Genomic DNA, 22,126 nt, shown 5'->3' on the forward strand with positions numbered 1-22,126 from the left:
AATGAAGCCGTTCACCTCCCGTTATCTGCTCCTTGCCGCATTTTCCCTGCTGCTGGGCGCCTGTCAAAGCACACCGCCCGCCGCCCCCGAGGCCCCGGACGCACGCGCTGCGGCCATCGCGCAGCTGGAACAAAACCTGGCCAGCAGCGAGCTGGCCACTGCCGAAGACCAGTTGGCGGCACTGCAAGCGCAGTCGCCCAACGACCCGGCGCTGGAAAACTATCAGCGCCAATTAGCGGAAGCTTACCTGCAGCGCAGCCAGATCGTGCTGCAAAAGGGTGACGTCAACGCCGCCGCGACTGCCCTGAGCCGCGCCCGCGCCCTGATGCCCAAGGCGCCCGCACTGACCGGCGGCGTCAACAGCGCCATCACCCACGCCCGCAAGGCCGAGCTGGATAAAGCCGAAGCCGCACTGAAGGCCGCCGAAGCCAAGCCTGCCGCCAAGGTCATTGACCCGGCCGCACCAAGCACTACCGTGGCACTGAACCTCACCGATATTGAAGAACTGCGCCATCAACTGGATGCGATCGCCACCGACGTGGTGAATTACCAGTGCGATGTGACCATTCAGGCGCCGCGCACCCAGGATTACCCGTGGTTGGCCACGTTGCTGACCAAACGGGTGAAGCGAATTGATTCGGAGTATGACCTGAAGATTCACCGGCAGATTCTGAAGCATATCCCGGCGCAGGTTGTGCTGATTCCGCGCAAGGCGGAATAAAGCCAATCGCCGGCAAGCCGGCTCCTACAGAACCTTGTAGGAGCCGGCTTGCCGGCGATAGCGGTATGACAGACTAAGCCGGAATCGCCTTGGCCTTCGGCTCCCGATCCCAGACCCGATGCTGGGCAATCGCCGCCACAAACGCCTTCAATGCCTTGGCATCCCCGCCGACGATCAACCCCGCATCAGCCTCCAGCTTCAACAGGTCCAGCAACTGCTTGGCCTCACCCACCACCGCAATCGCTTTCAAATGCTTGTACGCCTCCAGCAGGTAGTGCAACGCCACGCCGTCCTCGCTCAACGCCTTCACCGATTTGGCGCCGCCGGGTACAAACACCGCGTCGAACGCCACGGACGGCAAGCCCTCCATGGACGCATCCACCGGCAAACTCTTGCCGTCCGCCGTGGTGACCGGCGCCGAGGTCGGCCCGAGCAATTTGGCGTGGGCGCCTTCGGCCTTCAGCACTTTCTTCAAAGCCTCAATCGCCGCGCCATCCACACCATTCGCCGCGAGGATCGCCACCTTGCGCGTCTTGATATCACCCGACAGCAGGTTCGCCTGGCTCAAAGCCGGGGAGCGCGACAGCGACGTCTTGCGCTCCGGCACCGTACCTTTCTTAGGTACCGGCAAACCCAGGTTCTGCGCCACACGCTTGGCCAGTTCAAGGTCGATGTTGGCGAGGATCTCATTCACCTGGCGCGCGCGAATGAACTCACGCTCCACCTTGCCCAGCTCAAAGCTGTAGGCCGCGATGATGTGTTCCTGTTCATGCTTGCTCATGCTGCGGAAAAACAGGCGCGCCTGGGAGAAGTGATCGCCAAACGACTCGCTACGCTCACGCACTTTATGGGCATCGATGCGTTCATGGTACGACTCGAAACCACCGTCCTGCGCCGCAGGCGGGGTTTCCTTGGGCCAACCGCCATCGATGGAGTTGGGTTCGTACGCCGCACGCCCTTTGTCGATGGTGGTGCGGTGCATGGCATCGCGCTGGCCGTTATGGAACGGCGCCACCGGGCGGTTGATAGGCAACTCATGAAAGTTCGGACCACCGAGTCGGCTGATCTGCGTGTCGGTGTAGGAAAACAGACGGCCCTGCAACAACGGGTCATTGGAGAAGTCGATCCCCGGCACGATATGGCCCGGACAGAAGGCAACCTGCTCGACCTCGGCAAAGAAGTTATCCGGGTTGCGGTTCAGCACCATCTTGCCCAGCGGGGTGATTGGCACCAATTCTTCAGGGATCAGCTTAGTCGGGTCGAGAATATCGAAGTCGAACGCATGCTCCTTCTCCTCGGGAATCACCTGCACGCCCAGCTCCCACTCGGGGTAATCGCCCATCTCAATCGCTTCCCAGAGGTCGCGGCGGTGGTAGTCGGTATCTTTACCGGCGAGCTTTTGCGCTTCATCCCACACCAGCGAGCAGGTGCCGGCGGTAGGGCGCCAGTGGAATTTAACGAAGTTGGACGTCCCTTCAGCGTTGATGAAGCGAAAGGTATGTACGCCAAAGCCCTGCATGGCCCGTAGGCTTTTAGGAATCGCCCGGTCGGACATTGCCCAAATCACCATATGCGCCGATTCCGGCTGCAGCGACACGAAGTCCCAAAAGGTATCGTGGGCCGAACCGCCTGTAGGAATCTCGTTGTGGGGCTCGGGTTTTACCGCATGGACAAAGTCAGGAAACTTGATCGCGTCCTGGATGAAAAACACCGGCATGTTGTTGCCGACCAAGTCGAAGTTGCCTTCGTCGGTGAAAAATTTCACGGCGAAACCGCGCACGTCGCGCACCGTATCACCCGAGCCACGCGGGCCTTGCACGGTGGAAAAACGCAGGAACACCGGGGTTTTATGCCCAGGATCCCGCAGGAAACCGGCCTTGGTCAGCGCCGAATGGTTTTCATAGGTCTGGAAGTAACCATGGGCGCCGGTGCCACGCGCATGCACGATGCGCTCCGGGATGCGCTCATGGTCAAAGTGCGTAATTTTTTCACGCATGATGAAGTCTTCCAGCAGCGATGGGCCACGGGAACCGACCTTCAAGCTGTTCTGGTTGTCGGAGATCTTCACACCTTGGTTGGTACGCAGGGCCTGGCCGGTAGCGTCAGAGCGGAATTCTTCCAAGGCCTCCAGCTTGGCATTGGTGTTGTTACGGTCCAGGGTGTCGGTTCCGGCGAGTTCGCTCTTTGGCTTTTTCGTACTCATCAGTCAAAACTCCTTATTCAGACCCAGGCACGGCACCCAGGAATCGCTTTGCTTAAGTAGTGACTGACGGGGTTTTGAGCCGTTCCTTTTTTATGACCTTTGATCGCGTTATTGCCAAATCGCTGGATGAATGCGAAATAAATGCTAAGAAACGCTATACGGACAGGCTAAAATGCGCGCCCGGCTAACCGCTGATCCCTTTTCCATGCGCCCCACAAGGTTCGCTACGTGATCGAGTTTCAAAACGTCCATAAAACCTACCGCGTCTCCGGTAGGGACATTCCCGCGCTGCACGCCACCAGCCTGACCGTCGAGAACGGCCAGGTGTTTGGCCTGATCGGTCATTCCGGCGCGGGCAAAAGTACACTGCTGCGCCTGATCAACCGCCTCGAAGAACCGAGCGGCGGCAAGATCACGGTGGATGGCGAAGAAGTCACTGCCCTGGACGCCAACGGCCTGCGCCGTTTCCGCCAGCAGGTCGGGATGATCTTCCAGCACTTCAACCTGCTCGCATCCAAGACTGTCGCCGACAACGTGGCGCTGCCACTGACCCTGGCCGGCGAATTGTCGCGCAAGGACATCGACCTACGCGTCGCGGAGTTGCTCGCGCGCGTGGGCCTGTCGGACCACGCCAAGAAATACCCGGCGCAGTTGTCCGGTGGTCAGAAGCAACGCGTTGGCATCGCCCGCGCCCTGGCGACCAAGCCCAAGATTCTGCTGTGCGACGAAGCCACCAGCGCCCTCGACCCGCAGACCACCGCCTCGGTGCTGCAACTGCTCGCCGAGATCAACCGCGAGTTGAAGCTGACCATCGTGCTGATCACCCATGAAATGGACGTGATCCGCCGCGTTTGCGACCAGGTGGCAGTGATGGACGCTGGCGTGATCGTCGAACAAGGCTCGGTGGCCGACGTATTCCTGCACCCCAAGCACCCGACGACCAAGCGCTTCGTACAAGAGTCCGAGCAGGTCGACGAAAACGAGCAACGCGACGACTTCGCCCATGTCCCAGGCCGCATCGTGCGGCTGACGTTCCAGGGCGAAGCGACCTACGCGCCGCTCCTGGGCACTGTCGCCCGCGAAACGGGTGTGGACTACAGCATCCTCGCCGGTCGTATCGACCGCATCAAAGACATCCCTTACGGGCAATTGACCCTCGCCGTCACCGGTGGCGACATGGAAGCCGCCTTTGCGCGCTTCACCGCCGCTGACGTCCACATGGAGATCCTGCGCTAATGGACGTCCTATTGAGTTTCTTCGCCAATATCGACTGGTCGGAAATCTGGCTCGCCACCGGCGACACCATGACCATGCTGTTCGGCTCGCTGTTCTTCACCGTGGTACTCGGCCTGCCGCTGGGTGTGCTGTTGTTCCTGACCAGCCCGCGCCAACTGTTCGAACAGAAAGGCCTGTACGCGTTGCTCTCGTTGATCGTGAACATCTTGCGCTCGCTGCCGTTCATCATTCTGTTGATCGTGATGATCCCGTTCACCGTCCTGATCACCGGCACTTCGCTGGGCGTGGCGGGTGCGATTCCGCCGCTGGTCGTAGGTGCAACGCCATTCTTTGCGCGCCTGGTGGAGACCGCGCTGCGTGAAGTGGACCGCGGCATCATCGAAGCCACCCAGTCCATGGGCGCCAGCACGCGCCAGATCATCACCAACGCCTTGCTGCCCGAAGCCCGTCCTGGCATTTTCGCGGCGATTACGGTGACGGCGATTACACTGGTGTCCTACACGGCAATGGCCGGTGTGGTCGGTGCCGGTGGCCTGGGTGACCTGGCGATCCGATTCGGTTACCAGCGTTTCCAGACCGATGTGATGGTGGTCACCGTGGTGATGCTGCTGATTCTGGTGCAAATTTTGCAAACCGTCGGCGACAAGCTGGTGGTGCACTTTTCTCGAAAATAACGGCCATTGCCGGCCGCACGCCGGTACATGCCCGAACAAGGAGCTTGTTGGATGAAAAAACTACTGGTTGCTTTCGCCGCCGTTGCCGCGTTTTCCGCCCACGCCGAGACCATCACGGTCGCTGCGTCGCCGGTGCCTCATGCGGAAATCCTGGAATTCGTGAAACCTGCCCTCGCCAAAGAAGGCGTAGACCTGCAGGTCAAAGTCTTCACCGATTACGTGCAGCCGAACGTACAAGTCGCTGAAAAGCGCTTGGACGCCAACTTCTTCCAGCACCAGCCGTATCTGGATGAGTTCAATAAGGCCAAGGGCACTCACCTGGTGAGCGTTGGTGCTGTGCACCTGGAACCCCTGGGCGCCTACTCCAGCAAGTACAAGAAGCTGGATGAGCTGCCAAGCGGCGCTAATGTCGTGATCCCGAACGACGCCACCAACGGCGGCCGCGCGCTGTTGCTGTTGGCCAAGAACGGCCTGATCACCCTGAAGGACCCGACCAACATCCTGTCGACCATTAAGGACATCACCGGTAATAGCAAAAACCTGAAATTCCGCGAACTGGAAGCCGCGACCCTGCCGCGCGTGCTGACCCAGGTCGACCTGGCGCTGATCAACACCAACTACGCGCTGGAAGCCAAGCTGGACCCATCCAAGGATGCGCTGGTCATCGAAGGCAGCGACTCGCCTTACGTGAACATCCTGGTGACCCGCGAAGACAACAAAGACTCGGACGCCGTGAAGAAGCTGGTTGCAGCCCTGCACACGCCTGAAGTGAAGAAATTCATCGAAGAGAAGTACAAAGGCGCGATCAAGCCGGCGTTCTAACGCCCCCGTACCCACTGTAGGAGCTGGCTTGCCAGCGATGAGGCCCGAAAGATCACCACCGATCTCAAGGGCCTCATCGCCGGCAAGCCGGCTCCTACAGGGGACGGTGTTGTTAGCAGTGTAAGCGCAAGGCTTACGGTCGCTTCAACAACACCGGCAACTGCGCCACCAGCTTCTGGTTGTTCAACGGCGCACGGATGAACCCACGTTGCGTCCCATCCGGCCCGATCAGCGCCAGGTTGCCGCTGTGGTCGACGGTGTAGTTGGGCTTGCTGGTATCCGCCGGAATGAACGGAATGCTCACCGCATTCGAGACCTTCTGCACCTCCTCCACATTCGCACCGGTCAACCCGACAAACTGCGGATCAAAGTAACCCAGGTACTGCTTCAGCTGAGTCGGCGTATCGCGATGCGGATCGACGCTGACCAAAATCACCTGCAACTTATCCACAACGTCCTTGGGCAGCTCGCTCTTGATCTGGCGCAGTTGGGCGAGGGTGGTCGGGCAGATGTCCGGGCAGAAGGTGTAGCCGAAGAACAATAGGCTCCACTTGCCTTTCAATTCGTTGACCACCACCGGCTGGCCTTCCTGGTTGGTCATGGTCACCGGTGGCAACTGACGGCTTTGCGGCAACAGGATGATGCCGGCGTCGATCAAGGCAGTGGGGTCGCCCTGGCCCTTGCCCGAGAGCACTTTGTTAACGGTCAGGCCCATGATCAATGCCACCAGGGCCACCAGGATGAAGACAGTTTTTTGAGTTCGAGTCATAGGTTCAACAGTAGGTAGTGGTCGAGGAGCAGCGCGATAAACAGCAGCAGCAAGTACCAGATAGAGTACTTGAAGGTGTTGATCGCCGCGTGCGGCCGACCGCCACGGTACAACACCCAGGCCCATTGCAGAAAGCGCCCGCCCAATACCAGTGCACACGCAAGGTACAGCAGGCCGCTCATGTGGATCACATAGGGCATCAGGCTTACCGCCAGCAGGGCGAAGGTGTAGAGCAGGATATGCACTTTGGTGTAATGCTCGCCATGGGTCACCGGCAGCATCGGAATATCGGCCTTGGCGTATTCCTCCTTGCGGTGAATGGCCAGCGCCCAGAAGTGCGGCGGAGTCCAAGCGAAGATGATCAGCACCAGCAGCAGGGGCTCGGCGCTGACATGCCCGGTGACCGCGACCCAGCCCAGCAAGGGCGGCGCAGCACCTGCCAATCCACCGATGACGATATTCTGCGGCGTCGCCCGCTTGAGAAAGCCGGTATAGATCACGGCATATCCCAGCAGCGAAGCCAAGGTTAGCCAAGCCGCCAATGGGTTGGTAAACGCCAGCAGCAGCGCCAATCCTGCAACAGCCAGAAACAATGCAAAAGCCAGCGCCGCCAGCGGCGATACCCGGCCCTCTGCCAACGGCCGCTTATGGGTGCGCGCCATTACGGCGTCGATCCGCCGGTCCACCACATGGTTCACCGCCGCCGCGCCGCCCGCGCACAGAGCAATCCCCAGGTTGCCGAACACCAGCACCGTCCACGGCACGCCCGCACGGGTCGCCAGGAACATGCCCACCAATGAGGTGATGAGCATCAACACCACCACTTTCGGCTTGGTCAGCTCCAGGTAGTCACGCCAGATTGCCTGGCCGTGACGCGCGCCGATCAAGGTCGCCATGGCATCTCTCCTTTAAGGGTGATGAGGCCCGATACGTGTTTGCGTGGGATAAAACGCCAGCCGAACGGCAGTTGGTTGCGCACCCGGACCAGGCTGGTGCGAGCGTGGTAATTGACCAGCACCAGACTCAGCAACAACGCGGCGCCACCGGCGTTATGGCCTACAGCCACCGCCAGCGGCAGCCCGAAAGCCACATTGCTCAGGCCCAGGCAGATTTGCGCGGCCAGGGCGACCAGCAATAAGCCCGCCAAACGCGTCATGCCCACCGCGCGCAATTGCCACGCCAGGCCGAGCAACACCAGGCTGACGATGACGGCGCCGATGCGATGGGTCAGGTGGATGGCGGTGCGCGCTTCACTGTCCAACTGCCCGCCCAGGTAGTTGGGCCCGATGTGCTGGGTGAGATGAAATCCGTTGGCGAAATCCGCCGCCGGCCACCATTCGCCATGGCACGTCGGCAAATCAACACAGGCCACCGCCGCATAGTTGGAACTGACCCAGCCCCCCAGCGCGATCTGGCCGATCACCAGCACCAGGCCCGCCGTCGCCCAGTACTGCAGGCGCTTGGGCACGATCAACGCGGGCAACACGCCGGACAAGCGCAGGGTCAGCAGAAACAGCAGGCTCAAGGTCGCAAAGCCACCCAATAAATGCCCCGTCACCACCTGCGGCCACAGCTTAAGCGTCACCGTCCACATGCCAAACGCCGCCTGGGCAAACACCACCGCCAGCAGGAACAGCGGCAGCTTCACCGGCTGGCCCGGATCACGCCGATGACTCCAGGAACGCGCGGCCAGCAACGCAATCAGCAAGCCCAGGGTGCCAGCGAAGTAGCGATGAGTCATCTCGGCCCAGCCCTTGTCGGCCTCCACCGGCGTATCGGGAAAATGCAGCTCGGCATGAGCCAACTGGGCTTCGGTCTTGGGCACGCTGATGAAGCCGTAGCAGCCCGGCCAATCCGGGCAACCCAGACCCGCGTGGGTCAGGCGCGTATAGGCGCCGAGCAGCACGACGATCAAAGCCAACAAGGTGGCAAACAACGCGAGGCGAAATCCAGGTTTGGCCATGACGGTGCCCTTATCCGATGTTCGACAGTTTCAGCAGGTGGCGCAGGTCGTTGAGCAAATCCTTGCCCTTGACCTTGGCGTCGTAGCGCAACACCAGGTTGCCGTGGGGATCGACGATCCACAGTTGCGCGTCACCCGGCGCGGCGGCGCCTTTGCTGAAGGTCGACAGGTCCAGCGGGTAGCGTTGCAGTTGCGGGTATTCAACGTTCAGCTTGGTTTCATACTCCGCGCTCACCGGCTGCGCACTGGCCAAGGCATGGCTGGCGCGGGAGGCATCACGGCCCAGGCTGATTTGCAGTTGACGTGCGAGGTACACCAGTTGCTGGCAATCCGCCGCGCAGGCAGTGGGCGCGGTCACCAGCAGTTGCCAGCGCTGCTCGTCGGCCTGTACGCCAATATCGGCGCGGGTCTGGCCGTTGCCGATCATCTCGCCGTGGTAGCTGCGGCTTTCCGGCACCCAGAACTGCAGCTTGTACATAAAGGTGGCCAGCGCCATCGGGCCGATCACCATCATCAGGATCAGGATCAACTGCCAGCGGCCTTTGCGCCGATTCGGGGCTTCAGACATGTTGAGTGGATTCGTGGCCGCTCCCATGGGGCTTCTCCTTTTTGTTGTGCCATCCGAGGTAGAGGTAAAGCGCCAGCAACGCCAGCGACATGGCGAACCACTGCACGGCATACGCCAGGTGTTTTTCCGGGCCCATTGCGACGATCGGCCAGGTGGTTTCGTAGGTGCCGGGGCCGGCTTCGGCCCGCAACTCATAGGCGAAACCGTTGCGACCCAACTCGGCCCAGAGTGCGGCAGGGTGCACGGCCGTGAGCAGGCGTGGCCATTGCGCGGTCGTGGGGTCCGGATGCAACTGGAAAGTTTCGCCGGGAGCGACGTACACCCAGGCATCGAGATTCACCGGCTGATCCGGCGTGGTGAAGGCGGGTGGCGTGCGCCGATCCGGCCAGGGCAGCCAACCGCGATTGAGCAACAGCCACAGGCCACTAGCCTGGTCGTGGAAGGGTTGCAGCAGCTCTACGCCGGCCTTGCCGTCGCGCATGCGGTTGTCGAGGAATACGCTGTGTTCGGCGTCGAATTGGCCGCGCAGACGAACGCGGCGGAAGGCCGGGTCCGCCATGTCGCTAAGTTGCGCGCTGCTGATCGGCTCAGCCGCGCGCCGCTCGGCGTAGCTGTCCACCAGCAACTGTTTTTCATGGCCGCGAGACAACTGCCAGAACCCCAGGCCGACCATCAACGGCAGCAGCACCAACACCACCAATGTCGGTGCGATTCCTGGCCGAAAGCATTTTATGGCGCTGGCTATACTTGTTTTCATTGCCCGCCCATCCCGTTGGAGCCAGACCATGCTCAAAGCCGCTATTGCCCTGATGCTGATCGCGACCGTTGTGAGCCTGTTCAGTGGGTTGTTCTTTCTGGTCAAGGACGAGGGCAACTCCAATCGCCTCGTCACTGCCTTGACCGTGCGTGTCGTACTGGCCGTGATCACCGTGGCGCTGATCGCCTGGGGCTTTTTCAGCGGCCAGCTGGTTTCTCATGCGCCGTGGTAGGAAGCGTCACAGCACATAGACGAAGAAAAACAGGCCGATCCACACCACATCCACGAAGTGCCAATACCAACTGGCCGCCTCGAACCCGAACTGGTGCTCGGCATTGAAGTGCCCCTTGAGGATGCGCATCAGCATCACGAACAGAATGATCGTGCCGATGGTGACGTGGGCACCGTGGAACCCGGTGAGCATGAAGAACGTCGCGCCGTACACGCCGGAACCCAAGGTCAGGCCCAGCTCTTTATAGGCGTGGATGTATTCCTCGGCCTGAAACCCCAGGAACGCCAGGCCCAACAGCACAGTGATCGCCAGCCAGATTTTTAGCGCGCCACGATGGCCTTTGCGCAGCGCGTGGTGGGCGATGGTGATGGTCACGCTGGAACTCACCAGCAGAATGGTGTTCACCAGCGGCAGGCCCCACGGGCTGATGGTGCCTTCCGGTGCCGGGTACATTTTCGGGTCGGGGTTGTTCAGCAAAGGCCAGGCAAACTCGAAGTTCGGCCACAGCATGTGCGCAATGCCCTTTGAGCCTTCACCCGCCAGCCAGGGCGCCGACATGTGCCGCACGTAAAACAGCGCACCGAAGAAGGCGATAAAGAACATCACTTCGGAAAAGATGAACCAGGTCATGCCCCAGCGGAACGAGCGGTCCATCTGCGAACTGTACAAACCGGCGCGGCTTTCCTTGATCACCGCGCCGAACCAGCCGAACAGCATGTAGGCCAATAACAGCCCGCCGACGAAAAAGATCCACGGGCCGTGGGATTCCGCCCGCGCGGCCTTGAGGTCGTTGAACCACAGGCCCAGCCCGTACACCGTGATCAACAGGCCAAACGTGGCAATTATTGGCCATTTGCTTTGCGCTGGTACGTAGTACGTATCATGAGACGACATGTATTCGCTCTCCTGATTGAGGGGGCAAACAGTAGCTAGCCGCCGCTGTGGGCAGCCACCGGCGGTTGGCGCGCAGTAACATCAAACAGCGTGTACGCCAGGGTCAGATGCTTCACATCCTTGGGCATGTCGCGGTCGACAATGAAACGCACCGGCATCTCGATGCGCTGACCCGGTTGCAGCACTTGCTGGGTAAAGCAAAAGCACTCGGTCTTGTGGAAGTACATCGCCGCTTCGGCCGGGGAAATACTGGGCACAGCCTGGGCCGTCATCGGCTTGTCGGTGGGGTTGTGGGCCACGAACAGCATCTCGGTCACCGCACCCGGATTGACCACCACTTCGTCAGCCTTGGCGTAAAAATCCCAGACCATGTCGATGGCGTTGGTGGACAAAAACTGCACCCGCACCTGGCGCGTTGGGTCGACGATCTGCTCGCCCTCGTACTGCCCGGCTGTCTTGCCGTTGATGCCGAACGCCTTGCACATCACGTCGTAGATCGGCACCAGTGCGAAGCCGAAGGCGAACATCGCCACCACCAGGATCAGCAGGCGGGTGACCAGGCGCTTGGTGGGCACGGACTCAGCCATGGCAGCCTCCCGTCATCCTGTTCATTTGACCTCCGGCGGCGTGGTGAAGGTGTGGTACGGCGCCGGCGAAGGGACGCTCCATTCCAGGCCTTCAGCGCCATCCCACGGCTTGGCCGGTGCGGGTGTACCGCCACGGATGCACTTGATCACAATGAACAGGAAGAAGATCTGCGTGGCGCCGAACATGAACGCGCCAATCGACGAGACCATGTTGAAATCGGCGAACTGCAAGTTGTAGTCCGGCACCCGCCGCGGCATCCCCGCCAGCCCGACGAAGTGCATCGGGAAAAACGCCATGTTCATGCCCACGAAAGACAGCCAGAAGTGCAGCTTGCCCAGGGTTTCGTCGTACATGTGGCCGGTCCATTTCGGCAGCCAGTAGTAGGCCGAGGCGAAGATGCCGAAGATCGCGCCGGGCACCAGTACGTAATGGAAATGCGCCACCACAAAATAGGTGTCGTGGTACTGGAAGTCCGCCGGGGCAATCGCGAGCATCAGCCCGGAAAAGCCGCCGATGGTGAACAAGATCACAAAGGCCACGGCAAACAGCATCGGCGTCTCGAAGGTCAGCGAGCCTTGCCACATGGTGCTGACCCAGTTGAACACCTTCACCCCGGTGGGCACGGCGATCAGCAGCGTCGCGTACATGAAGAACAGCTCGCCCACCAGCGGAATGCCCACCACGAACATGTGGTGCGCCCACACGATGAACGATAAAAACGCGATGCTCGCCGTGGCGTAGACCATCGAGGTGTAGCCGAACAGCGGCTTGCGCGAGAAGGTCGGGATGATCGAGCTGACGGCGCCGAAGGCCGGCAGGATCATGATGTACACCTCAGGATGGCCGAAGAACCAGAACACGTGCTGAAACAGCACCGGGTCACCACCGCCAGCCGCACTGAAGAAGCTGGTGCCGAAGTGGATGTCCATCAGCATCATGGTCACGCAACCCGCCAGCACCGGCATCACCGCGATCAGCAGGAACGCGGTGATCAGCCACGTCCACACGAACAGCGGCATTTTCATCAAGGTCATGCCCGGCGCACGCAGGTTGAGAATGGTGGCGACCACGTTGATCGCGCCCATGATCGAACTGATGCCCATCAGATGGATCGCGAAGATGAAGAACGTCACGCTTTCCGGGGCATAGGTGGTGGATAGCGGCGCGTAGAAGGTCCAGCCGAAGTTCGGCCCGCCACCGGGCGTGAACAGCGTCGAGACCAGCAGCAAGAACGCTGCCGGCAACAGCCAGAAGCTGAAGTTGTTCATGCGCGGCAGGGCCATGTCGGGCGCGCCGATCATCAGCGGGATCATCCAGTTGGCCAGGCCGACGAACGCCGGCATCACCGCGCCGAACACCATGATCAACCCGTGCATGGTGGTCATCTGGTTGAAGAAGGCCGGCTGCACAATCTGCAGGCCGGGCTGGAACAACTCGGCGCGGATGACCATGGCAAACGAGCCGCCGAGCAGGAACATGGCAAAGGCGAACCACAGGTACATGGTGCCGATGTCTTTGTGGTTGGTGGTCAGCACCCAGCGCATCAACCCCTTGGCGGGGCCGTGGGCATGGTCGGCGTGACCATGGTCATCGATCACAGCGCTCATGGCCGTTCTCCTGCAAGCGGGTGGGCGGGGCGGGTCGAGGTAAACGCCTTGAGAGAGGTCATTTGCTTTCCGCCTGCTTGATGGCCAGCACGTCTTTAGGCGTGACCATGTCGCCTTTGTTGTTGCCCCAGGCATTGCGCTCGTAGGTCACCACGGCGGCGATATCCACTTCGGAGAGCTGCTTGCCGAAGGCCGCCATCGCGGTGCCGGGCTTGCCGTGGTAGACAATGCTCAGGTGGTCTGCCGCAGGGCCGGTGGCGATCTTCGAGCCCTTGAGCGCCGGGAACATCGGCGGCAGGCCCTGGCCTTCGGCCTGGTGACAGGCCACGCAGGTGGTGTGGTAGACCTTGTCGCCACGGGCCACCAGCTCTTCCAGCGTCCACTCTTTGGAGGTCAACTCCTTGAGCTTGGCGGCCTCTGCCTTGCGCTCGCCCAGCCACGTCTCGTAGTCGGCCTTGGACTTGACCTCGACCACAATGGGCATGAAGCCGTGGTCCTTGCCGCACAGTTCGGCGCACTGGCCGCGATAAATGCCTGGCTTCTCGACACGGGTCCAGGCCTCGTTGACGAAACCGGGAATGGCGTCGCGCTTGACCGCAAAGGCCGGCACCCACCAGGAGTGGATCACGTCGGCGGCCGTCACCAAGAAGCGCACCTTGGCGCCCACCGGCAACACCAGCGGCTGGTCGACTTCCAATAGGTAGTGTTCGCCCTTGGTGGCCTGGTTATGGATCTGTTCGGCGGGCGTGGCCAGGTTGCTGAAGAACTCCACGTCCTGGCCCAGGTATTTGTAATGCCACTTCCACTGGTAGCCGGTGACCTGGATATCGATATCCGACTCACTGCTGTCGTAGATATTGATCAGGGTCTTGGTGGCTGGAATGGCCATCGCGATCAGGATCAGCAAGGGCACGACCGTCCAGAGGATTTCCACGGTGGTGCTCTCGTGGAACTTGGCCGCGACCTGACCCGTGGACCGGCGATGAACGATCATCGACCAGAACATCGCGCCAAACACGATGATGCCGATCACCACACAGATCCAGAAAATGGTCATGTGCAGGTCGAACACAGCGTGACTGACTTCTGTCGCCCCTGGCGCCATATTCGTTGTCCAGGCGGCATGTGCCTGGCCGAATACTGACCACAACAGGAGGCCCATCCAAACGTGTGGATGTCGCATCATTGCGGGTTCCCCTTATCGTTCTTGTTATCCCGCCGGTTTGCACCTGCGTCGAAGGGAGCGGCTTCCATACTGCTTACAACCGCCTGGCCTTGCCTGCTTATGCAGTCTGGCGTCATCAGCTAATCGCGTACAAATCCGAGTATAGACAGGCTCTGCAACCCCGCAATGTGTAGGGGCAAATGAGTAGAAATGGCCGGTCAGGGCTAATAAAACCGGGGGCGGAATCGTTTATCCGACGAACGATGGCAATTCGATATAACGCGCGCGCATAACCATGAAATAATTATGACAAATGCGTCTTAGGCGCTCGTATAAACGAGCTACCTTATCCTCTCCCTTTTCCTACGCCTGCATCACTGGAGCTTTCATGAACACCGCCGCATTGCGCGAGCAGATTTCCCGTGCCCATCAACACGAAGCCAGCACGGGCCAGCTTGCCCAGCAACTGGAAAAACAATTGCCGCACCTGCATTCGGCCATTTCCCTGGCTGACGGTGATCGCAACATTGTCATGACCCGCTTTGTCACCGCCTACATCGACCTCGTCCCGGATTTGCTGGACGCCGCCAATGACGTGGCCCGCGAGGCCGGTATTGAGAGCCAGATCAAGCCGGTGCTGAAGATTGCCGAGCATTTCTTCCTGCAACCACCCGCGATCCTGGCCGGCCACGAAGGGCTCGACGGCCTGCTGGACGAGGCTTACCTGGCTCATCGGTTGGTTGAAGAGGTGAATGATCTGTATATCAAGCACTTCGGCCAGCCGTTGATTCCGGCAGATACCACGGTGGCTAACCTGATCGCCCACCAGTTGATCGGCGAAGCGTTCGCCAACAAATTGGATGAAGCCGTGCATTTGGCGGTGGACGAGATGCTCAATGAGGACAGCTTTGCGCTGGAGTCGGTAGAAGCCTACCGCGAGACACTCAAGAGTCCGGACACGGAAGCCGCGTGGAAGCGCTGGCCTTGCCTGTCGCGGCAGTTGGGGGTTGAGTTGGCGCTGGATCAGCCGGCTTAATTTCCTGGGTCGCAAACGATCAAATGTGGGAGCCGGGTTTGCCCGGCTCCCACAGGGTTGCTTGCTGGTTAGGCTGGCGCGGAACCTATCCCCGTCGTCATCCTGACCCGACCTTCCAGCCGTCGCTTCAATCCACGCGCTTCGATCACCAGCGTCGAGCCCTTGGCCGCATTGGCCCGCCCCCATTCCTCCAGCAGCTCCAGGCAGGAATGGTCGATGTAACTCAGGTTGCTCAACGGCACATGCAAGGTTGTCCCCGCCGGCACCGCCGACAGCACCTGGGTCAACGCCGGCACTTTCAGGAAAGTCGCCGCGCCCGTCAGACGCAGCTCCATTTCACCCTCCTGGGGCAAGTCGATCAGGCTGACCTTGAGCCGGGACGCCTTGAACGCCAGCTTGACCAGCGTCAATCCGAAGCCCACCAGCACGCCGGTCAGCAGGTCGGTAAAGATGATCGCCAACGCCGTGGCTGCGTAGGTAAACATCGGCATCCGCCCATAACGCCCCAGTGCCTTGAACGCCTTGATGTCCACCAGCTTGATCCCGGTGTACACCAACACACCCGCCAGGCTCGCCACCGGAATGCTTTGCAGCACACTCGACAGCAACAGGACGAACGCCAGCAGCCACAGGCCGTGGAACATCGCTGACAAACGCGTGGTTGCACCGGCCTGCACGTTGGCCGAGCTGCGCACGATCACACCGGTCATCGGCAAGGCGCCGACCAGACCACAGAGCATGTTGCCTACACCTTGGGCAGACAATTCCTTATCGAAATCAGAACGCTGACCACTGTGCATACGATCGACCGCCGCAGCGGAAAGCAGGGTTTCGGCGCTCGCAATAAACGCCACGGCAAAGGCGGCGATCAGCAGTTGAGGGTCGGCGAGGTTGAGCAGGTCGCTGGGACGCAGCCAGTCGATGGCGTCGGCGAGGTTTTCCGGGACTTCCACGCGCTTGACCTGCAGCGCCAGCACCAGGCTGACCGCGGTAGTCAGGCCCACCCCCAACAAGGCCCCCGGCACAAAGCGCAGGCGTTGCGGGCGTAATTTGTCCCAGGCGTACATCACCAGCATGGTCGACAACCCCAGCAATCCCGCCTGCCACCCCAGGCCGCCGCCCAAGGTTGGGATCGCCTCGGCCAACGCCGCCGGGAACCCCGCCAGGTTATCCAGCCCGGAAGGCTTGGGCGCGCCGTCGAGCATCACGTGAATCTGGGACAGCACAATCAGCACGCCAATCCCCGCCAGCATGCCGTACACCACCGCCGGCGCCGTGACGCGGAACCAGCAGCCCAGGCGCAACCGCCCGGCCACCAGTTGCAGAAAGCCCGCCAGCAACAGGATCGGCCCCAGCATCAGCATGCCGTGCTGGCGCACCAACTCGAACACCAACACCGCCAAGCCCGCCGCCGGACCACTGACCTGCAGCGGCGAGCCCGCCAGCCAACCCACCACCAGGCCACCGATGATCCCGGTGATCAGACCTTTTGCCGGCGGCATGCCAGAGGCAATCGCGATCCCCATGCACAGGGGCAGGGCGACCAGAAACACAACCACCGAGGCGAGCAGCTCCCGTGGCAGTACAGCTTTCAATTGAGCAGCACGCATGATGACTCTCCCGAGGCATTCGCCGGGCGCGGCAAAGCCTGGCTGCGTCCATGGCAGCCACCGCTTTACCCGGCAGGGAAGTGTTTTAGAAGCGCGCTTTAGGCGTCGCGGAAGGAATCGGCCCGTCGCCGCTCAGCGATCGGAACGCTGACTGGTCCGCATCGTAGGCCCGGATTTCACTGGTCTCGATGTTGTAGATCCAGCCATGGATAAATAACTGACCATTGGCCATGCGCGAAGCCACGGAAGGGTGGGTGCGCAAGTGTTGCAACTGGGCGATGACGTTTTCTTCAGTAAGCACCTTCATGCTCTCGCCTTCATTGGCACAGTCGCAGTTGTCCTCGACCATGGACCTTGCGACCTCAGCATGCCGCAGCCAGGCCCTGACTGTTGGCATCTTCTCCAGGCTGGCGGGGTTGAGTACCGCACGCATGGCGCCGCAATCGGAGTGCCCGCAGACAATGATGTGCTGCACGCCCAGGGCCAGTACCGCGTACTCGATAGCCGTGGACACACCGCCGTTCATCTGGCCGTAAGGCGGCACTACGTTACCGACGTTACGCGTCACGAACAGGTCGCCAGGCGAACTTTGTGTGATCAGTTCAGGCACGATGCGCGAGTCGGCACAGGTAATGAACATCGCACGCGGGCTTTGGGCCGTGGCGAGTTTCTTGAAGAGTTCTTCCTGCTGGGGGAAGACGTCGTGATGGAAATGCAAAAAGCCGTCAACAATATGCTGCAGCGCTGCATCGGCGGTTTCAGCCACCGGAGAGGCAGAAGCCGACGCAGCCAACGGCTGTTTATCCTTGTCACTCATGATTCATCCTCTTGATTAATGCAGGGGAGTGTTCAGGTCAGTTCGACGCCGGGCCAGGAGAACAGTTGCAAACGCCTCAAAACCGGGCCGCCGACTCATCAGTCACTCGCTGAACAAGGTAACCGCCGAAACTTAACTCAAACTGAATGAACCGCTCTAGATCGCGGGTTTCAGTGATATCAAAACGCGACTATTCCTACAGGAAGGGTGCATTCCTCCTCTTCAGTCTACAACAAAGCCATCTGCCTGCCCGGTGGACAGAACGCAGTGCAATCCAGATTGAAACCTTCTCGCTGATTAAGGCCCAGGCGCTTGATTGCCTTGCTAAAGCGCTGGGCCAGCAGATCGGCAAACGGCCCTTCACCGCGCATGCGTACGCCGAAGCGACTGTCATACACCTCACCGCCACGCACCTGGCGCACCAAACTCATCACATGGGTCGCGCGCTGCGGGTAGTGCGCCGCCAACCACTCCTCGAACAGCGGTGCCACCTCCAGCGGCAAGCGCAGCATCATGTACGCCGCGCTTTGCGCGCCAGCGGCGTGGGCTTCAGTCAGCAGGCTTTCCAGCTCGCTGTCGTTGATCATCGGGATCATCGGCGAACACAGCACGCCCACCGGAATCCCCGCCTCACGCATCACCCGAATCGCCCGCAACCGCGCCTTGGGTGCTGCCGTGCGTGGCTCCAGGATGCGCTTGAGTTCATCGTCCAGGCTGGTGAGGCTGATCATCACCGCCACCAATCGCTGGCGCGCCAACTCGGTGAGCAGGTCCAGGTCTCGCAGAATCAGCGAGCCCTTGGTGATGATGGTCACCGGGTGTCGATAGCGCAGCAGCACCTCGAGGGTTTGCCGGGTAATCCTGTACTCGCGCTCGATCGGCTGGTACGGGTCGGTATTGGAGCCCAGGTTGATCGGCGCGCACACATAACCCGGCTTCGACAACTGCTGCTCCAGCACATCTGCGGCGTTGGTCTTGGCGATCAGTTTGGTTTCGAAATCCAACCCCGGCGACAGGTCCCAATAGGCATGACTGGGCCGCGCATAGCAGTAGATGCAGCCATGCTCGCAGCCACGGTAGGGGTTGATCGAGCGATCGAACGGCAAGTCCGGTGAATTGTTGCGGGTGATGATGCTCTTGGCCGTCTCAATACGCACTTCGGTGCCCTGGGTCGGCGGCACTTCCTGAAACCAGCCATCATCCTCGGCCACGCTCACCGTAGGTGCAAAGCGGTTATGCAGATTGGTGGCCGTGCCCCGGCCACGGGGCGGCAGCGGAGTAGACATGAAAGCGCCTCGATACTGTTTTTATATACAGTATCGAGGCGCAAGGGTTCTGACCAGTGCCGTTTGGCGGTCAGGCAAGCCTCAGTGCTTCTGCGTCACTTGCCCCAGGTCATCGCCGGAGGTGGTACGCATATCGTTGTGGCGCAGGTCCTTCACATCGCTGGCCTTCACCGGCGCGCCCTGATTGCCCCAACTGCCGCGGATGAAACTGACCACATCCGCCACTTCCTGATCCGACAGCCGCCAGGCGAACGCCGGCATGGTGAAGGTCGACGGTGCCGCGTGGGTGGCCGGCAAAGTGCCGCCGTTCAACACGATGTTGATCAACGACGTGGCATCCGCCGTTTGCAACACTGGGTTGCCCGCCAGCGCCGGAAACACCCGCGTGTAGCCATGGCCGTCGGTACGGTGGCAAGCCGCGCAGTTGTCGATATACACCGAGGCGCCGCGCTGGCTGTCATCGCCTTTCCACAACGCCTCGGCCGCTTGCTTGTCGTATTGGTGCGGCTGATCCTTGGGATCCACCGCCGGCAGGCTCTTGAGGTAACGGGCGATAGCGGTCAGGTCATTTTCCGACATGTACTGCATGCTGTGGACGACAACGTCGCTCATGCCACCAAACACCGCGCTGCGGTCACTGCGGCCGGTTTTGAGGAACTGCACCAGTTGTTCCTCGCTCCAGCTGCCGAGGCCATCCTTGTGGTCACCGCGCAGGCTCTTGGCGATCCAACCTTCCAGCGGCGCGCTGCCGGACAAGAAGGCGTTTCCGTCAGTGGCACTCAGGGCTTTTTCCTGCATGGTCAGCGCCCGTGGCGTGTGGCACGCACCGCAATGGCCAAGGCCTTCTACCAGGTAGGCGCCTCGGCTGATCACCGGGTCGGCGGCGGCTTGAGCCTGATGCTCCTCGACAGAAGGCGCAAACATCCAGCGCCATGCCGCCAACGGCCAGCGCATGCTCAGTGGCCACGGAATGTCGCTGTCCTTGTTCTCCTGAGCGACGGGCTCGACACCTTTCATGAAGTACGCATACAACGCCTGCATATCGCTGTCGCTGACGCGTGCGTAAGACGGGTAGGGCATCGCCGGGTAAAGCGTACTGCCGCTCTTGGCGACGCCATGGCGCACAGCCTTGTCGAAGTCCTCGAAGCTGTAGTCGCCCAGGCCTGTCTTGTCCGGGGTGATGTTGGTGGAATAGATCACGCCGATGGGGGTTTCCATCGGCAGGCCGCCGGCAAAGGGTTTACCACCTTTGGCCGTGTGGCAAGCCACGCAGTCACCCGCGCGGGCCAGGTATTCACCCTGCTTGATCAAGTCCGTTTCAGCGGCGCTGACAGAGCAGCTGCTGAAAAGGGCGAAGGTCGCGATAACAAGTGCTTTCATGGTCATCGCTCCTTATGCCTGAACCAGTGGGCCGGGGTTTTTCAAATACTGCTCACGGATTGCCCGCGCCGACCAGTAGGTCAACGCCGCCACCAAGCCTGTAGGGTTGTAGCCCAAACCTTGTGGGAAAGCGGATGCGCCTGGGACAAACACGTTGTGTACATCCCAGCACTGCAGGTAGCGATTCAATGCACTGGTTTTCGGATCGGTGCCCATGATCGCGCCACCGTTCAAGTGGGTGGTCTGGTACGACGCCGTGTTGAAGTGCTCGCCGACTTTTTTGCCGAGCACAGCAATGGCCTTGGGGTTCATCGCCTCAGCGACCTTGCCCATTTTCTCGACCATGAAGCGGTTCATCTTGATGTCGTTTTCCTGCCAATCAAACGTCATCCGCAGCAAGGGCTGGCCGTAGGCATCGCGGTACACCGGGTCCAGATCCAGGTAGTTACCCCGGTAGGACTGATGGGCACCGTGGGCATCCATCGACACCTGGTGGGTGTAGTAATCGGCGGTGGCGCGCTTCCAGGCACTGCCCCAGGCCGGAGTGCCCGGCGGGTTTGACGTACCAGCAATCGGTCGGCTGCCAGCCTGGTTGACCCACATCGGCGAACCGCCTACAAATCCATGGGGCCCGTGGTCAAAGTTGTCGGCGTTGAAGTCATCGATGGCCACGCCATTGCCGCCCGCGCCGATGAAGTTGTTGGTGTGAGTGTCTTTGTCGAAGAACGCCTTGATGGTCGCCATGTTCTGGTAGGCGAAGTTTCTGCCCACCACGCCCTCGTTGGTGATCGGGTCGTACGGCTTGCCGATACCGGAGAGCAGCATCAAGCGCACGTTATGGAACTGGAACGCGCCGAGGATCACCAAGTCCGCCGGTTGCTCGCATTCGCGGCCTTGGGCGTCGATGTAAGTCACGCCAGTGGCCTTGCGCTTGGTGCTGTCGAGGTTGACCTTGAGCACGTGGGCATTGGGCCGCAGTTCAAAGTTCGGCACCTGGCGCAGCGCCGGCAGAATGTTCACGTTCGGCGAAGCCTTGGAGTACATGTAGCACACGTAGCCGCTGCAAAAACCGCAGAAATTGCACGGTCCCATCTGGGCGCCGTAGGGGTTGGTGTAGGGCCCCGAGGTGTTGGCAGACGGCAGGTTGTAGGGTTTATAACCGACGCTGGCAGCCGCTTTCTGAAACAGCTGTGCGGAGACGGTGTTTTTCTGCGATTCCAATGGGAACGGGTTAGAGCGGTCCGGCGCATACGGGTTACCGCCACGGCCTTCGCCGACCAGTTGGCCTTTCACGGTCCAGGCTTGCCCAGAGGTGCCGAAGACTTTTTCCGCGTAGTCGAAAAACGGCTCCAGCTCTTCATAGCTCACGCCGAAGTCCTGGATGGTCATGTCCTTGGGAATGAAGTGCTTGCCGTAGCGCTCTTCATAATGGCTGCGCATGCGCAACTCGATCGGGTCGACACGAAAATGCACGCCGGACCAATGCAGACCCGCGCCGCCCACGCCATTGCCCGGCAGGAACGCCCCCAACTGACGATTGGGCAGGGCGACGTCATTCACGCTATGGCGAATGGTCACCGTCTCCTTGGAGATATCCTGGAAGAGTTTCTTACGCACGCTGTAGGTCAATTCGTCGATGACCTGGGGATAATTGCCGTCCGGGTAAGTGTCCTGCATCGGGCCGCGCTCCAGCGCTACCACGTTGAGGCCTGCTTCCGTCAGTTCCTTGGCCATGATCGCGCCGGTCCAACCGAAGCCTACGATCACTGCATCCACTTTCTTCATGATGGTCGCCACG

21 protein-coding genes are annotated in these 22,126 nt (G+C 60.8%); 6 read left to right on the forward strand and 15 right to left on the reverse strand.

The window, feature by feature from the left end; genetic code table 11:
- Nucleotide 1 precedes the first annotated feature (1 nt).
- Nucleotides 2–721 carry a PA5502 family lipoprotein gene (locus tag HX868_RS26690; RefSeq protein ID WP_177004917.1) on the forward strand — a complete coding sequence of 240 codons (720 nt, stop codon included), beginning with the start codon at nucleotides 2–4 and terminating at the stop codon, nucleotides 719–721.
- A gap of 73 nt (nucleotides 722–794) precedes the next feature.
- On the opposite strand, the gene katE is transcribed toward HX868_RS26690, so the two are convergent.
- Complete coding sequence (gene katE, locus HX868_RS26695) at nucleotides 795–2,924, reverse strand: catalase HPII (protein WP_177004918.1); 2,130 nt, start codon at nucleotides 2,922–2,924, stop codon at nucleotides 795–797.
- 228 nt (nucleotides 2,925–3,152) lie between these two features.
- Between katE and HX868_RS26700 the strand changes: the two genes are divergently transcribed.
- From HX868_RS26700 to HX868_RS26710, 3 genes are read left to right on the forward strand one after another with little or no spacing between them, the layout of a single operon-like run.
- Entirely contained in the window at nucleotides 3,153–4,160 is a 1,008-nt protein-coding gene (locus tag HX868_RS26700) for an ATP-binding cassette domain-containing protein (protein WP_177004919.1), read from the forward strand.
- The gene (locus HX868_RS26705; protein ID WP_010207814.1) at nucleotides 4,160–4,834 is read left to right on the forward strand and encodes a methionine ABC transporter permease; all 675 of its coding nucleotides are present in this window, start codon (nucleotides 4,160–4,162) and stop codon (nucleotides 4,832–4,834) included. Before HX868_RS26700 ends, HX868_RS26705 begins: the two co-directional genes overlap by 1 nt.
- A gap of 51 nt (nucleotides 4,835–4,885) precedes the next feature.
- Complete coding sequence (locus HX868_RS26710) at nucleotides 4,886–5,656, forward strand: MetQ/NlpA family ABC transporter substrate-binding protein (protein ID WP_028618642.1); 771 nt, start codon at nucleotides 4,886–4,888, stop codon at nucleotides 5,654–5,656.
- Between the two features lie 133 nt (nucleotides 5,657–5,789).
- Here HX868_RS26710 and HX868_RS26715 read toward each other — a convergent pair whose 3' ends face one another.
- From HX868_RS26715 to HX868_RS26735, 5 genes are read right to left on the reverse strand one after another with little or no spacing between them, the layout of a single operon-like run.
- A complete protein-coding gene (locus HX868_RS26715; RefSeq protein WP_095014134.1) occupies nucleotides 5,790–6,425 on the reverse strand; it encodes an SCO family protein in 636 nt (211 codons plus the stop codon).
- Nucleotides 6,422–7,321: a heme o synthase gene (gene cyoE / locus HX868_RS26720; protein ID WP_038851113.1), complete on the reverse strand. Its 900-nt coding sequence runs from the start codon at nucleotides 7,319–7,321 to the stop codon at nucleotides 6,422–6,424. Before cyoE ends, HX868_RS26715 begins: the two co-directional genes overlap by 4 nt.
- Nucleotides 7,309–8,388, reverse strand: coding sequence for a COX15/CtaA family protein (locus tag HX868_RS26725; protein WP_177004920.1), 1,080 nt, complete (start codon nucleotides 8,386–8,388; stop codon nucleotides 7,309–7,311). Before HX868_RS26725 ends, cyoE begins: the two co-directional genes overlap by 13 nt.
- A gap of 10 nt (nucleotides 8,389–8,398) precedes the next feature.
- A complete protein-coding gene (locus HX868_RS26730) occupies nucleotides 8,399–8,983 on the reverse strand; it encodes a hypothetical protein (protein ID WP_177004921.1) in 585 nt (194 codons plus the stop codon).
- The gene (locus HX868_RS26735; RefSeq protein ID WP_177004922.1) at nucleotides 8,949–9,713 is read right to left on the reverse strand and encodes an SURF1 family protein; all 765 of its coding nucleotides are present in this window, start codon (nucleotides 9,711–9,713) and stop codon (nucleotides 8,949–8,951) included. The genes HX868_RS26730 and HX868_RS26735 overlap by 35 nt, the downstream gene beginning before the upstream one ends.
- A gap of 28 nt (nucleotides 9,714–9,741) precedes the next feature.
- On the opposite strand from HX868_RS26735, the gene HX868_RS26740 reads away from it, so the two are divergent.
- Nucleotides 9,742–9,945: a twin transmembrane helix small protein gene (locus HX868_RS26740; protein WP_016978774.1), complete on the forward strand. Its 204-nt coding sequence runs from the start codon at nucleotides 9,742–9,744 to the stop codon at nucleotides 9,943–9,945.
- A gap of 6 nt (nucleotides 9,946–9,951) precedes the next feature.
- On the opposite strand, the gene HX868_RS26745 is transcribed toward HX868_RS26740, so the two are convergent.
- Genes HX868_RS26745 through coxB form a run of 4 tightly spaced genes read right to left on the reverse strand, consistent with a single transcriptional unit; the run spans nucleotide 9,952 to nucleotide 14,220 of the window.
- A complete protein-coding gene (locus HX868_RS26745) occupies nucleotides 9,952–10,839 on the reverse strand; it encodes a cytochrome c oxidase subunit 3 (protein ID WP_177004923.1) in 888 nt (295 codons plus the stop codon).
- A 35-nt stretch (nucleotides 10,840–10,874) separates the two neighbouring features.
- Nucleotides 10,875–11,426: a cytochrome c oxidase assembly protein gene (locus tag HX868_RS26750; RefSeq protein WP_177004924.1), complete on the reverse strand. Its 552-nt coding sequence runs from the start codon at nucleotides 11,424–11,426 to the stop codon at nucleotides 10,875–10,877.
- A gap of 21 nt (nucleotides 11,427–11,447) precedes the next feature.
- On the reverse strand, nucleotides 11,448–13,034 hold the full coding sequence (gene ctaD / locus HX868_RS26755) for a cytochrome c oxidase subunit I (RefSeq protein ID WP_095014128.1): 1,587 nt from the start codon (nucleotides 13,032–13,034) through the stop codon (nucleotides 11,448–11,450).
- 58 nt (nucleotides 13,035–13,092) lie between these two features.
- Nucleotides 13,093–14,220, reverse strand: coding sequence for a cytochrome c oxidase subunit II (coxB, locus tag HX868_RS26760; RefSeq protein ID WP_028618633.1), 1,128 nt, complete (start codon nucleotides 14,218–14,220; stop codon nucleotides 13,093–13,095).
- Between the two features lie 367 nt (nucleotides 14,221–14,587).
- Here coxB and HX868_RS26765 point away from each other — a divergent pair, with 367 nt between their 5' ends.
- Entirely contained in the window at nucleotides 14,588–15,235 is a 648-nt protein-coding gene (locus HX868_RS26765) for a hypothetical protein (RefSeq protein ID WP_177004925.1), read from the forward strand.
- A gap of 68 nt (nucleotides 15,236–15,303) precedes the next feature.
- Here HX868_RS26765 and HX868_RS26770 read toward each other — a convergent pair whose 3' ends face one another.
- The 5 genes from HX868_RS26770 to HX868_RS26790 all read right to left on the reverse strand — a co-directional run bounded on the left by HX868_RS26770 (nucleotide 15,304) and on the right by HX868_RS26790 (nucleotide 22,125).
- Nucleotides 15,304–16,845: a SulP family inorganic anion transporter gene (locus tag HX868_RS26770; protein ID WP_177004926.1), complete on the reverse strand. Its 1,542-nt coding sequence runs from the start codon at nucleotides 16,843–16,845 to the stop codon at nucleotides 15,304–15,306.
- Nucleotides 16,846–16,930: 85 nt separating this feature from the next.
- Entirely contained in the window at nucleotides 16,931–17,662 is a 732-nt protein-coding gene (locus HX868_RS26775; protein ID WP_095014125.1) for a carbonic anhydrase, read from the reverse strand.
- Between the two features lie 227 nt (nucleotides 17,663–17,889).
- Nucleotides 17,890–18,948, reverse strand: a complete 1,059-nt coding sequence (locus HX868_RS26780) for a PA0069 family radical SAM protein (protein WP_177004927.1) — start codon at nucleotides 18,946–18,948, stop codon at nucleotides 17,890–17,892.
- Nucleotides 18,949–19,029: 81 nt separating this feature from the next.
- The gene (locus HX868_RS26785; protein WP_177004928.1) at nucleotides 19,030–20,328 is read right to left on the reverse strand and encodes a cytochrome c; all 1,299 of its coding nucleotides are present in this window, start codon (nucleotides 20,326–20,328) and stop codon (nucleotides 19,030–19,032) included.
- A 12-nt stretch (nucleotides 20,329–20,340) separates the two neighbouring features.
- Nucleotides 20,341–22,125 carry a GMC oxidoreductase gene (locus HX868_RS26790; RefSeq protein ID WP_177004929.1) on the reverse strand — a complete coding sequence of 595 codons (1,785 nt, stop codon included), beginning with the start codon at nucleotides 22,123–22,125 and terminating at the stop codon, nucleotides 20,341–20,343.
- Nucleotide 22,126: the final 1 nt, after the last annotated feature.

Origin of the sequence: Pseudomonas reactans, assembly GCF_013385825.1 — a bacterium.
GTDB lineage: Bacteria > Pseudomonadota > Gammaproteobacteria > Pseudomonadales > Pseudomonadaceae > Aquipseudomonas > Aquipseudomonas reactans.